This window comes from Glaciecola sp. MF2-115 (assembly GCF_047250385.1).
Taxonomy (GTDB): Bacteria; Pseudomonadota; Gammaproteobacteria; order Enterobacterales; family Alteromonadaceae; genus Glaciecola.
In genome coordinates this window covers 12,289-25,744 of sequence record NZ_JBLBVM010000036.1, presented here as the reverse complement: position 1 = coordinate 25,744, position 13,456 = coordinate 12,289, and the positions used below count along the sequence as shown (strand labels likewise).

The 13,456-nt window shown below is 39.8% G+C and carries 11 protein-coding genes; 5 read left to right on the top strand and 6 right to left on the bottom strand.

Annotation, left to right across the window (positions count from 1 at the left end):
• Nucleotides 1–154: 154 nt before the first annotated feature.
• Both ACKLNX_RS02510 and ACKLNX_RS02505 read left to right on the top strand, forming a co-directional pair.
• Nucleotides 155–1,498, top strand: coding sequence for an MATE family efflux transporter (locus tag ACKLNX_RS02510; protein WP_411694698.1), 1,344 nt, complete (start codon nucleotides 155–157; stop codon nucleotides 1,496–1,498).
• Nucleotides 1,499–1,704: 206 nt separating this feature from the next.
• On the top strand, nucleotides 1,705–2,541 hold the full coding sequence (locus tag ACKLNX_RS02505; RefSeq protein ID WP_412971106.1) for a patatin-like phospholipase family protein: 837 nt from the start codon (nucleotides 1,705–1,707) through the stop codon (nucleotides 2,539–2,541).
• A gap of 42 nt (nucleotides 2,542–2,583) precedes the next feature.
• Here the strand turns inward: ACKLNX_RS02505 and ACKLNX_RS02500 are convergent, their stop codons facing one another.
• The 3 genes from ACKLNX_RS02500 to ACKLNX_RS02490 form a co-directional block, all read right to left on the bottom strand.
• Nucleotides 2,584–3,321 carry a pseudouridine synthase gene (locus ACKLNX_RS02500; RefSeq protein WP_412971105.1) on the bottom strand — a complete coding sequence of 246 codons (738 nt, stop codon included), beginning with the start codon at nucleotides 3,319–3,321 and terminating at the stop codon, nucleotides 2,584–2,586.
• 94 nt (nucleotides 3,322–3,415) lie between these two features.
• The gene (locus ACKLNX_RS02495) at nucleotides 3,416–4,597 is read right to left on the bottom strand and encodes a vWA domain-containing protein (RefSeq protein WP_412971104.1); all 1,182 of its coding nucleotides are present in this window, start codon (nucleotides 4,595–4,597) and stop codon (nucleotides 3,416–3,418) included.
• Nucleotides 4,597–5,433: an AAA family ATPase gene (locus tag ACKLNX_RS02490; RefSeq protein WP_411694823.1), complete on the bottom strand. Its 837-nt coding sequence runs from the start codon at nucleotides 5,431–5,433 to the stop codon at nucleotides 4,597–4,599. The genes ACKLNX_RS02495 and ACKLNX_RS02490 overlap by 1 nt, the downstream gene beginning before the upstream one ends.
• A gap of 231 nt (nucleotides 5,434–5,664) precedes the next feature.
• Here ACKLNX_RS02490 and cysK point away from each other — a divergent pair, with 231 nt between their 5' ends.
• Both cysK and ACKLNX_RS02480 read left to right on the top strand, forming a co-directional pair.
• Nucleotides 5,665–6,630, top strand: a complete 966-nt coding sequence (gene cysK, locus ACKLNX_RS02485) for a cysteine synthase A (RefSeq protein WP_411694702.1) — start codon at nucleotides 5,665–5,667, stop codon at nucleotides 6,628–6,630.
• Between the two features lie 225 nt (nucleotides 6,631–6,855).
• On the top strand, nucleotides 6,856–7,317 hold the full coding sequence (locus ACKLNX_RS02480; protein ID WP_411694703.1) for a hypothetical protein: 462 nt from the start codon (nucleotides 6,856–6,858) through the stop codon (nucleotides 7,315–7,317).
• A gap of 36 nt (nucleotides 7,318–7,353) precedes the next feature.
• Here the strand turns inward: ACKLNX_RS02480 and ggt are convergent, their stop codons facing one another.
• Together ggt and ACKLNX_RS02470 are read right to left on the bottom strand one after the other, a co-directional pair.
• Nucleotides 7,354–9,111: a gamma-glutamyltransferase gene (ggt, locus tag ACKLNX_RS02475; protein ID WP_411694704.1), complete on the bottom strand. Its 1,758-nt coding sequence runs from the start codon at nucleotides 9,109–9,111 to the stop codon at nucleotides 7,354–7,356.
• A gap of 113 nt (nucleotides 9,112–9,224) precedes the next feature.
• A complete protein-coding gene (locus tag ACKLNX_RS02470) occupies nucleotides 9,225–9,980 on the bottom strand; it encodes an enoyl-CoA hydratase-related protein (RefSeq protein ID WP_411694705.1) in 756 nt (251 codons plus the stop codon).
• Between the two features lie 124 nt (nucleotides 9,981–10,104).
• Between ACKLNX_RS02470 and rrtA the strand changes: the two genes are divergently transcribed.
• Entirely contained in the window at nucleotides 10,105–10,707 is a 603-nt protein-coding gene (gene rrtA / locus ACKLNX_RS02465; protein ID WP_412971103.1) for a rhombosortase, read from the top strand.
• 151 nt (nucleotides 10,708–10,858) lie between these two features.
• On the opposite strand, the gene ACKLNX_RS02460 is transcribed toward rrtA, so the two are convergent.
• On the bottom strand, nucleotides 10,859–13,354 hold the full coding sequence (locus ACKLNX_RS02460) for a prolyl oligopeptidase family serine peptidase (RefSeq protein ID WP_412971102.1): 2,496 nt from the start codon (nucleotides 13,352–13,354) through the stop codon (nucleotides 10,859–10,861).
• Between the last annotated feature and the right edge of the window lie 102 nt (nucleotides 13,355–13,456).

The window sequence follows — 13,456 nt, the reverse complement described above, 5'->3', positions numbered from 1 at the left end:
CTTTTACAAGCTTAAGTGATTAATGCAGCTATGTAGCTAAAATGTACAAATACTGGCTCTTGTTTAAACGCAGAGTGTGATAGGATCTGCGAAATTTTTTCATTGAATCATGACCTTGAGCCAGACAATCACGAAACAAGCCTTTGTAAAGGAAATGAAATCGCTGCTGACATTAGCTTGGCCACTTCTGATCGCCCAAGTGACACAAACATTAATGGGCGTTTCAGATACTATTATGGCTGGGCGCTACAGTTATACAGATATGGCTGCGGTTGCTGTTGGTTTTAGCATCACTATGCCTGTTCTCATGTTCATTCAAGGTGTAACCTTAGGCTTATCTCCGATTATTAGTCGTTTGCAAGGTAGCAATCAAGACAGTAAAGTCGCCAATGCACTTCATCAATGCATATGGCTCTCATTAATTTTAAGCGTAATTGCCCTTCTATTTGTTTTCGTTGTTGCCCCGCTGTTAGCCAATGTTGAGATGGAAGTTGATGTTCGCACAATTACTGTGGACTACATTGTTTATATTCTATTTGCAGCGCCTGGATTTGCCTTGTATCAGAGCTTAAGAAATTGCTGCGAAGGCTTGTCGAGCACTCGCCCTACCATGATCATTATGTTTGCGGGCTTGCTAGTTAATATTCCAGCGAATTATATCTTTATCAATGGCTTGTTTGGGCTACCAGAATTAGGTGGTGCCGGATGCGGTCTTGCAACTCTGCTTGTAATCTATGTCATGGCATTCGTTACCCTCATCTATATGATGCTGGCTAAGAAGCTGAAGAAATACGAATTATTTGCTCGTTTTCATTGGCCAAGATTAGACCTACAGTTAAGCCAACTAAAAATAGGCTTACCTATCGCCTTTACTATTGTTTTTGAAGTGACCTTGTTTGGTGTCGTTGCATTGCTACTTGCACGTTTTGGTGCTGAAGTGGTGGCATCACATCAAATTGCACTGAACTTTTCCTCATTAATGTTCATGTTACCCATGAGTATCGGCATGGCCGTCGCTATCCGTATTGGTTACTCCGTTGGCAAAGAAGATGCTATGAGTGCCAAAATATCTGTTTATTGTGCTTTGTTCATTTCAATACTGATTTCAGTTCTTACCGCAACGCTCACCGTCATTTTAAGCACTGAAATTTCAGCTTTATATACTGAAAATCGTGAAGTTATTTCAATGGCATCTGGCCTACTGTTTTTTGCAGCATTGTTCCAATTCAGTGATGGTATTCAAGTTGTATCGGCCAATGCTTTACGCGGATACAAAGACACCAGAGCAATGTTGTTACTCAGCTTTATTTCTTACTGGCTTGTGGGGCTTCCCGTCGGCATTATTCTGGGTCTAACAGACTGGTTCTTCCCTGTAATGGAAGCAAAAGGCTTCTGGATAGGCTTCATTTCTGGCTTGAGTTGTGCGGCTGTATTAATGTTTTGGCGAGTTAGTGTAATTCAGAAGCGAGTTGCGCTCGATGTTAAGCGGTATATTTAGCAACAAACACTGCAGTTTCGGATTTATTCGTTTGAATTCAAAAATATCACTTTTCCGATATTCACGATCTAAGTCTCTCTTATTTTTAACATTGTACCTATCAATAATTAAGTCTACTATCATTAGAGTTTGTTAATTGTTTAATATTAAAGCAATTGGCAGATACAAATTTAATAGTGTTAACTTGGGCATTTGATAAATTTATTATGAACAAAATAGTTCCGATATTTTCAGGTGGTGGTACTCGACTCTCCGCGCATATTGGCATCTTAAACGCCATAAAAGACCTTAACATTGACTTTGACCATATAGTGGGTGTTTCTGGTGGCTCAATTGTTTGCTCGCTCTATTGTGCCGGTATGAGCATAAAAGACATAAGTAATTTAGCTGAAGAGACCGATTTTAGGAAATTCAAAGGTTTCTCATTATTACGCTTATTTACTCAAGGTGGTTTGAGTTCAGGTAATACATTCGAGGCATGGATGGACCATCATTTAAACGGGAAAACATTCGCTCAGATAGACAAGAACTTAAGCATATTGGCGACTGACGTGAATGGTGGCGGTCCAGTAATATTCAATAAAGAAAATTGTCCTGACATGAAAATCTCATTGGCCGTCAGATATTCGATGTCTATACCTTTACTCTTTAGTTTCAAATCCTATCGTCATCACATACTAGTTGATGGCGCGATTTTATCTGAAGATGCGCTACATCAAGATTGGGCTAAAGATGGTACAGATGTAATCTGCTTTAGACTGAAAAGTGAGCAGCTAGAAATCCAGGAATTCAAGAAAAGTTGGGTACCTATCGCTCAATACCTTAATATGCTGATTAGAACATTTATGACGGCACTTTCAAGAGAGTATGTGCACGAACAATTTTGGCAAAATACCATAGTGGTGAATACAGAAAACTTCTCTGCAGTTGATTTTAATTTAAGCGTTCAACAAAAGCAGTCTCTATATAAGATGGGTTATGACACAGCGTTTGAGTTCTTGCCCCAACGTTTGGTTAAGCTCAACCATTACTTAGATCGTTAGTACCTGCTTCAGAAAAGTTAAATAAAGCTAAGCGGAAGATTATTAGTGGTTTCCTTGATAGGTTTTTGTCGAACCTTCGAGTGCTTTATTCATCTCTATCATTTCAGCATCGGTCAAATGCCGATATTGCCCCGGTTTTATGCCGCTTAAATCGATATGCATAATTCGTTTGCGAGTTAATCGGGTGACTTCGTAGCCTAAGTATTCACACATCCTGCGTATCTGACGATTCAAGCCTTGTGTAAGAATGATATCAAATCCAAACTTCCCTGCTCTTCTAACTGTACATGGCTTTGTAACTGTATCGAGTATGGGCACACCTGATGACATTTTGCTAATAAAATCGTCAGTGACGACTCTGTTAACTACAACTCTGTAAAGCTTTTCGTGAGCATTCTCAGCTCTAAGGATCTTATTTACAATATCACCGTCGCTGGTCAATAAAATCAATCCTTCCGAGGGTTTATCTAAGCGTCCAATAGGGAATATTCTAGTCGGAAAACCGATTGCGTCGATAATGTTACCTTGAACTTTTCTTTCCGTCGTACAGGTAATTCCAACAGGTTTGTTGTAAGCAAGATAGACTCGATCAGCTTTATCCTGTGCAACCGCTTTTATGAGTTTGCCATTTACGGTGACTTTGTCATCTGCCCCTATTTTTGTGCCCAATTCAGGTATTTTACCATTTACTTGTACACTACCCTTTTCAATTAAGGCATCGGCTTCGCGGCGTGAACAAAAGCCAGAATCGCTGATATATTTATTGAGTCTTTTTAACATTTTATTTCCCAATTTTTAAGGCAGCCAATGATACTTCCTTCCTTTGCCAACATGCAACGAGAAGGCGACTCTTTACGCTGATTAATTGTCATGCTTAGGCTTTTTTCAATAATGTCTTTATAGATTCTGTTAGGCCATCGACTGTTAAGGGAAACATTCGATTATTCATCAAGTCTTGCATTATTTGCAAAGAGGCATGGTAATGCCAATATTGTTTTGGTTGTGGATTCAACCACACCGCATGCTCAAAGTGATTAAGAAGTCGTTGCATCCAGACTGAGCCGGGCTCTTCATTCCAATGTTCGACACTACCGCCTGGGTAGGTGATTTCATAGGGCCCCATCGTCGCATCACCTACGAAAATCAGTTTGTAATCAGCGCCATACTTATGAATTATCTGGTAAATATCGATAGTTTGTTGACCACGGCGTTGATTGTCTTTCCAAACACCTTCATAAATACAGTTATGGAAATAGAAAAATTCAATATGCTTGAATTCAGTATGCACCGCAGAAAACAATTCTTCACAGCGTTTAATGTGCGCATCCATTGAGCCACCTACATCGAAAAACAACAAGAGCTTAATCGCATTGTGCCTTTCTGGTGTCATTTTAAGGTCCAAGTATCCGGCGTTCTTAGCAGTCGAACTTATGGTGTCATTAACATCCAACTCTTCGCTCGCACCTGTTCGTGCAAACTTGCGTAATCTACGTAAGGCGACTTTAATGTTGCGGGTGCCAATCTCGACATCACTTGAAAGGTTTTTGAACTGACGTTTATCCCATACCTTTACCGCCGAGAAATTACGGTTCTTGTTCTGACCAATTCGCACGCCTTCTGGATTATGCCCATTCGCACCGAAGGGAGAAGTACCGCCAGTTCCAATCCATTTATTACCGCCTTCATGACGTTTTTCTTGCTCTTTTAAACGCTCTTGAAGCGTTTCCATTAACTTATCAAGTCCACCTAGCGCTTCAAGTTTCTGTTTCTCCTCTTCACTTAAGTACTTTTCCATTTCTGAGCGTAGCCACTCTTCTGGAATTTCCTTGTCAAAAAGATCAATTGATTGCACGCCTTTAAAATAGTCTGCAAATGCTCTATCAAACTTGTCGTATTGGTTCTCATCTTTAACCAGAACGGTGCGCGCCAAAAAATAAAAGCCTTCGATATCGGCAAACACAACATCGTGTTCGAGTGCATTTACCAAATCAAGTAACTCTGTGATACTCGTCTTTAAACGGTATTCGCGTAATTTAAAGAAGAAATCAATTAACATTAACGACGAGCCATGAACATCAGTTTTTCAAACAGGTGAATGTCTTGTTCATTCTTAAGCAACGCACCATATAAAGGTGGTAATGCATTCTTTGCATCATTGTCTTGTAATACAGATGCGGGAATATCATCAGCGACCAATAATTTGATCCAATCAATAAGCTCAGATGTTGATGGCTTCTTCTTGATGCCACTCACCTCTCTTATTTGAAAGAATGAAGTTAGCGCTTTGTCTAACAAGTCTTTCTTAATATTAGGAAAATGCACATCAACAATCTGCGTCATTTCTTCTCGTTCAGGGAATTGGATGTAATGGAAAAAACAGCGGCGTAAAAACGCATCAGGCAGTTCTTTTTCATTATTGGAAGTAATAATCACGATAGGTCTTTGCTTCGCAACAATACGTTCCTGCGTTTCGTATACAAAAAACTCCATCTTATCGAGTTCGAGCAACAAGTCGTTTGGGAACTCAATATCTGCCTTGTCAATTTCATCAATCAGCAAAACAGGTCGTTTTTCAGCTGTAAATGCCTGCCACAACTTCCCTTTGACAATGTAATTACTGATGTCATGAACCCTATCATCTCCTAATTGAGAATCTCTGAGGCGCGAAACTGCATCATATTCATACAGTCCTTGCTGAGCTTTAGTTGTTGATTTGATATGCCATTGCAATAAATCTGTACCCAATGCACTTGAAAGCTCTTCAGCCAACATGGTTTTGCCAGTGCCTGGCTCACCTTTAATAAGTAGTGGCTTTTCTAATGTCATTGCCGCTTTAACCGCTAGCTGCAGCTCTTTGCTTGCAATATAATTCTTGGTTCCAGTAAACCCCATATTATCCCTCAGGCTGTGTTTTTGGTTTTTAAGTGAAATATAAAATAACATATAGCAAAAAAGCACTTTGTTTTTTTATATTTGCGCATACTCTACTACTGTAAAAGTTTTATAACTAACAGAACACTAAAGATTAATAATAGCGATGCGTAACTCTCGGTGATAGTTGTTTTTAAAAATAAACAATAATGAGAAGTGAATTCGCCATGATTGTCTAATTAAGGAACTAGCATGAAAACGTTTGACGACCACTCACTTGCCATCGGCCGTACTCCATTAGTAAGACTCAATCGAGTAACGGGCGGTAACGTATACGCAAAAATTGAATCTCGCAACCCTAGCTTTAGTATTAAATGCCGCATTGGCGCCAATATGATTTGGGATGCCGAAAAGAAAGGTTTATTGACTGAAGGCAAAGAACTTATTGAAGCAACCAGCGGTAACACTGGCATAGCATTAGCCTTTGTCGCAGCTTCTCGCGGTTATAAGTTGACTTTGACAATGCCTAGCAGCATGAGTTTAGAGCGCAGAAAGTTATTAAAAGCATTGGGCGCTAACTTGGTTTTAACTGAAGCTCCAAAGGGTATGAAGGGTGCTGTAGCGAAAGTTCAGGAATTGATGGATGCATCACCTGGTAAATATGTGCCTCTTAACCAGTTCGAAAACCCTGCCAACCCAGAAATTCATGAGAAAACGACTGGCCCAGAGATTTGGGAAGATACAGATGGTAAAGTAGATGCTTTCATTGCGGGTGTTGGTACAGGCGGCACTATTACCGGCGTAAGCAGATATATTAAGAATACAAAAGGTAAAGCTATCACGACTGTCGCTGTAGAGCCTACAGATAGTCCAGTGATAAGCCAAGCTAAAGCTGGTCAAGAGCTTACTCCTGGTCCTCATAAGATCCAAGGCATTGGTGCTGGCTTTATTCCAGGCAACTTGGATTTATCGTTAATTGATGAAGTTGAACAAGTGACTAATGAAGAAACGATGGATATGGCAAATCGCTTAATGAAAGAAGAAGGCATCTTAGCCGGTATTTCCTCAGGTGCGGCCGTCGTAGCTGCGAAGCGCTATGCAGAAAGACCAGAAAACAAAGACAAAATTGTAGTTGTCTTGCTTGCTAGTGGTACTGAGCGTTACTTAAGTAGTCCACTTTTTGCTGGTGAGTTTTCTGAGCTGGAAGAAGTTCAATAATTGAAGAACTAGAATGCTAAGCCCAAAATAAAGCTTGGGCTTGATTCAGGATTCGTTACAAATTTCTACACTACTAAACAAAGGGACTTTACAGTCCCTTTACTTTTTGCCGATAAAGAAACACACTATGTGAAAATATTTCAATTAAGCCTGATTTACTGTCTAAATTGATAGTGAAAACAGCATTATTTGTAATTCTATGAATTATTATGGTAGCGGCAAAAAATGAATAAAGTTTGTAAAGTTATCCTGTTATGTCTTATTGCCTTAACAGTGACAGCTTGTAGTAAGCCAGAGAGAGAGATCAAAGCAGGTCGTTATGGCATGATGAGTGACGATACTCCTCAATATGCAGCGCTTGCCTTCATTATGGCTGTTTACGAAGATAAAACATTAGATTCGGCAATTGAGATGTCTTCCGACAAATTCGCGCGCTTGTTGAAGTCATACCATACCAATAGTGGTGTACAGCGTCACATTTTGAATTTACGTTTAACTGAAATGACAGTAGAGCCAGTCTCTGGCGGTTTTCAAGGCATGACTGAATTTAAAAAAGAAGCGACGGTAGACGTTAAAATTATCGGTACTTACAACCATAAAAAAATTATTCAACTAAAAACAATTTCGATGATCAGAGAGTCTGGTGACTGGAAGATAGTTGGTGTATCAAATACAGCCCTTAGATAAAGGGCTGTATGTTATTAAAAGCATTATATTTTTTGACTAAAGGCCAACTGCAATACCTTCTCTTCTAGGATCTGCACCACCAACCAATTTGCCATCCTTATACTGAATACCGTGCAAACCACTATTTAAATCAAGTATTCGGACATTATGGCCTATCTTTTCTAGTTCTTCTTTCAAGTCCACAAGCGACGAGCCTTTTTCCAATGCTGTGTAGTCATTTCGATTAGTTACTCTGGGTGCATTGATAGCCTGTTGAATATCCATGTCAAAATCAACGACGTTTATAATTGTTTGGGCAACATAATCAATAATTCTACTGCCGCCGGGCGAACCAATGATCAACTCCAAGTTCCCTTCTTCATCGAATACCATCGTTGGGCTCATTGAACTACGAGGGCGTTTATTGGGCTCGACACTATTTAGTGCTTTAAAGCCATTCTTAGACGGCGACAAAGAAAAATCTGTCAGTTGATTATTTAAAAGAAATCCTTCAACCATCACTCCAGAACCAAACATAAATTCAACGCTAGTCGTCATGGAAACCGCATTGCCCTCTTTATCAACAATTGAGAAATGGCTTGTACTAGGTAATTCAGGCGTATGATCTTCACCAACCATAGCATTGATATAAGGTTTGCCGGCTTCGGCTTTCACGAAGGGTTTATCCAAACCAACAAATTGAGAACGTTGGGATAGATAAGCAGAATTGATCAGAGATACCGCTGGTAAGTTTGTAAAGTCCGTATCCGCTATATACTCACTTCTATCGGCATATGCTAAAGAACTAGATTGTGCGAATAGATGAATAAATTCTTTACTGTTTGCACCATATTTTTCCAGGTCGTACTGCTCTAACATTTTCAATATTTGATAGACAGTGATGCCACCTGAGCTTGGTGGTGCCATTCCACAAATCTTCTTGGTTCTGTAATTACCGCACACTGGCGCTCGTTTCTTTGCCTCATAGTTTGCAAGATCTTCAGCTGTTAACACACCAGGATTAATGATAGCCGTTCGCGCTGCCACCGCTATTTTTTCAGCCAACTCACCTTTATAAAAGTAATCAGTCCCTTCATTAGCAATATTGAGAAGGACGCTCGCTAACTGCTCATTTTTCTTGGTTAAGCCTTGCTTGAGGTGATTACCATTGGGTTTGAAGTAGTTTTGTGTTTTAACAAAATTGTTCAAACCAGGATGCACGTTTAGTGACAACAGTCTTTCTAAGCGAGGGGAAACTGTAAATCCTTGCTTTGACGTAGTGATTGCATCGACAAATAATTCATTCCACTTTAATTTACCAAACTCTTTGTGTGCCATATCAAGCGCTTTCAGAACGCCAGGTACTCCAACAGATTTGCCACCAACAACAGCATCTATCCAGCGCATTGGCTCGCCGTCTTCCATAAAAATAAATGAACTCGCTTTTTGCGGCGCAGTTTCACGGCCATCAAATGTATGTAATTTCTTGTTTTTGTTATCCCAATAAAGGATGAATGCGCCGCCTCCTATGCCAGAAGATTGAGGCTCTACAAGGGTTAACATTGCTTGAATGGCAACTGCAGCGTCGATTGCTGAGCCGCCCTTCTCTAAAATATTCTTTCCAGCCCAAGAGGCGTACGGGTTGGCTGCGACAACCATATATTGTGAAGCCTCAAATGCTTGCTTCGTTATTCTACCCGTATCTGCTTCTGGCTCACGATCCTCTCTCACCGGATTGGCTGTTTGAGCAAATGTTGTAAAAGTCATTGCGCTTAATGTAGCAAGGCACAGTGTAGCGAGAACTAATTTTTTCATTGAATACCTGTTTGTTTACAATAATTTCTTTTATTTTCTTTAGCTGTTTATGAGGCAAGCGATAACACCTTTGAAACGAAGACAAATTCTAAAACTACTATTAGAAAAAATAGTTATTTGAATAAGTGCTTGTTTACTGGTCTTTTTTCTAGAAAGGCTGAAAAAGCTTCCTTCGCCGGTTCGCTTACCATTGCTTTGGCAAACACCTCTAATTCAAGCAAAATATGTTTTTCAATATCGTCCTTTTGATTTCGCAATAAGGCTTTTGATTGCACCAAGGCCATTTTTGGTTTATCTACTAATTTAGTTAAGGTTTGCGAAATCAAATTGGGCAACTCTTCTGAACTAACAACTTTCGAAACTATACCACACTCATATGCTTTTTCAGCATCAAAGGTTTCCCCTAACAAAAGCAATTCTGCAGCTTTTAAGTTGCCAGAAATACGAGGCAATATGTAGCTTGAGGCATATTCAGGAACCAACCCTAGATTAATAAAAGGCATAGCGAACTTCGCATTTTCATCACAATACACAAAGTCACAGTGCAACAGCAATGTCGTACCAATTCCAATGGCTAATCCTTCAACTTGAGCGACTACTGGCACTGGGCAATTGACTAAAGACATCATGAAACGATAGGTATCTTTAATGTCTTTGTCCTCATTCTTTGACATAAAGTCAGCGATATCATTACCTGCCGTGAAGCATCCATGACTTCCTTTAATAAGCACCGCTTTTATATCAGCAGAATCAGCTGACTCCAGCGCTAGTGCCATGTCATGGTACATTTGAGGAACCAAAGCATTCTTTTTATCTGGACGACAAATTTCTATACTGAGTATTGCGTTTTCACGACTCACGTTTAACATGCGACTTAATTACCTCTTATTGAATTGATATAAGAACTTAATTTACCAGATTATGTAAGTGCATTGTTGTTTTCTAATGATAAGATACCATCAAAATAATCTATTATAAAAAAGCTCCTTTCATATGATGAAGTTCCCCACTCGTCCAAATCAATACTTAGGGCCTCTCATTGTTGCTCTCATTAGTATTATTGCGTTTGTATTTGAACCTTTAAGCTCTCAGTATTTTGCGCTTGAGCATACGTGGTGGGAACAAGGAAACTACTACCAACTACTCACTGGTCATTTTCTACATACAAACTTTGTGCATATTTTATTTAACCTTATGGGCTTGCTTCTTTTATGGGCCTTGCATGGTGACGACTATGAAGTTCGGTCCTATTTAAGTAAGTTTTTTATCTTGTGCATTTTGTTGTCCTTATGCATTAACTTTTTCGCTCCTGATATTACATGGTACGTAGGACTCTCAGGCGCCATACATGGCGTTTTTGCTTGGGGGTGTATCAGCGATTTAGAGAATAAATTACTTAGTGGATGGTTACTCTTAATTGGCCTTGTCTTGAAGGTGGGTAATGAACAAATTAATGGCGCTGGTAGTTTAATGCCCGATCTCATAGATGCCAATGTGGCTGTAGATAGTCATTTGTACGGCGCCATCCTCGGCTTAGCAATCGGCTTACTCAGCTTGATTCAAAGACGACTTATGAAAAAAAAGGCATCAACTTAACAAGCTAATGCCTTTTTATTTGTTTATCTTAATTGTATTAATATGACTTGGGCACATTGATACAATTTCGTTCTCAGTTTCCTTCAATCAGCTCGTAGCTTTGATAACGCTTATCAAAGCTAGCACGAGAACGCGAAGACTAAATAGCTAACTAAAGGTTCTCTTCAAACAACTTATAAATTCGACGATATTCATCTAACCATGAACTTGGTTGTACAAAGCCATGAGGTTCAATAGGATAAATAGCAGTCTCAAAATTCTCTTTCTCTTTTTCGATTAGGATTTGTACTAATCTCACAACATCAACGAAGAATACGTTGTCATCAACCATAGGTGCGTTTATTAGTAGTGGTTTCGTTAATCCATCTGCGAAGTAAATGGGTGAACTGCGTTCATACGCTATTGGGTCAACATCTGGGCGATTGAGTATGTTTGAGGTGTAAGGATCGTTGTAATGCGCCCAATCTGATACAGGACGTAATGCAGCGCCCGCTTGGAATAAGTCTGGCTCAGTAAACAATGCCATAAAGGTCATAAAGCCGCCATATGAACCACCATAGGTCCCTATTCTCTCGCGATCTACATTTGCGTTGTTTACCAACCACTCTACACCATCTTTTAAGTCCTGCACTTCAGGCGTACCCATCTGGCGATAAATAGCTGTTCTCCAATCTCTTCCGTAACCAGAGGATGCGCGATAATCCATATCCATCACAACGTAACCTTGGGAAACAAGGAAACTGTGGAACATGAACTCTCTAAAGTAGCCTGACCAGCCTAAATGTGAATTCTGTAAATAACCAGCACCATGATTAAAAATAACAGCTCTGTGCTTTTCACTTGCCGGACCTTGTGGGGCATAGACTCTGGAGTAAATGGGCTGATCCGTATGGCTTGATTTCACAGCAACGATAGAAGGCGAAGTCCAATTAATACTCAAGAACTCTTCGCTAACCGTACTAGTTATTTTGGTCGGTTCGGCTGCATCAGAGTCCAAGCTTAGAGTATACAATTCAGGCGGCATCACTAGTTTCGAGTGCGTCAACAACAAGCTTGATTCATCCGGTGACAATTTAAAATCTGTCATACCGTTTAAGTCAGTCAGCGCTTCTGATTGGCTTGCATCTGAAGCGACCCGATAAATTTCATAGATGCCCGGGTGTTTCTTGTTAGCTTTATAATAAAAGTAGCTGTCGTCTTTTGAAAGAACGACATTATCTACTACAAAATTGCCCTGTGTAATTGCTTTTAGCTTTCCATTCAGTGGTTTCGTATAAAGTTGTGAGTAGCCAGACTCTTCAGATAATAGATAGAGTGTTTCTGCTTCATCAAACCAGCCAAATTCATTGAATCGATAATTGACCCAAGCAGGATCATGCATTCTATGCTGGGTTTCAAAAACTTTATTATCTACATCGACAGTCGTGATCCAACGATCTTTGTTATCCCAAGCTTCAAGCATCAAGGCAACTTTATCGCTGTTATCATGCCATTTAACTGGAGGTTCTGTAGCATACCAATCAAATAGTAATCCGATTTCACGAGGTAAACGATTCTCTTGATAAGTTTTGCCTTCTGCTTCTGCATTTTCTCGTTTTACATCGGCCAAAACATCTTCGTTGTATCCTGGCAATACTTTGTAATCTAATAGTGTTTTTTCGCCAGACTGAAGATTAAGAAGCCAAATGTCATGTTCAATAGGCTTAGCGTCAGCAACACGCTGCCTTACGCGCTGCGCTTTAATGCGGCCATTCTCTTCAATATAATCAGGCATGATGTCGGTATCATTACTGCCAGGCTTATTTTCCGTTGTCGCTACAACAGCCCATTTGCCATTGGGCGATAAGCTAGCAAGAACGGTACGATGCTCCTCTGAAAAATAGAAGCTTGCGTTCATTAAGCTCGAGTTTTGCTTCTTTAAACTTTTTTCATTTTCATCACGCAACAGGCGGTTCTTTCGCTGTAATTTGACGTAATCGATAAGCTTTATTTGTTCTTCTGCAATATAATCTTCGGGCTCAGCGACCGGTTTATACTCATCAGCGAAATGCCAAGATAGCTTTTGTTCCTGCATCCCCGTTTTTACGTTGACTGTATAGAAACTATTTCCGCGTTGAAAGGAAACGCCATCTTGATTGTAGAACTGCAGATTCCGTGCCCCATCGATACTTTTCGTTAATTGACGTACCGATTTATCATTGGAAAATTGAACAAAAATGTTGCCTTCAAATAGCCATGCAACGAAATCCATGTCTTTATCACTGATGATTTCATCGTACTCGTAGCGATGAATATCAGATAAAGCAACCTTTTCACCGTTACCTGAAGTATTTGGCTGGGCGATAAAGAGGTCGCGTATTGGGCTGCCGGTTTGCTTACGGTAATAACCTATGGTTGAGCCATCTGCATGCCAGAATGCGTTTTCAGGCTCACGTCCTAACCAGTCGGGATCAGACATAATTTTCTTTAAAGAAAGTTCAACTTTTGCAGCCTCCGAAATCTGGTTTTGCTTTTGTGAAACTGTTTGTGTCGGAAAATTAGCAGCCTTTTCATTATTGGCCGCAGAATTTGTCGTTTGTGTAGCAGAACAAGCACCTAGTAAAGCAATACCGACACTTGAATAAATTATATTTTTAATTTTTGTCATTATTAGTGTTCTTAAAATGGGGTTAGCACGTTATATTAATCTGATTATAGCAATAATGACTATTCTCAGATTATGGAACCTTCAGGTTAACATGTTACTGTA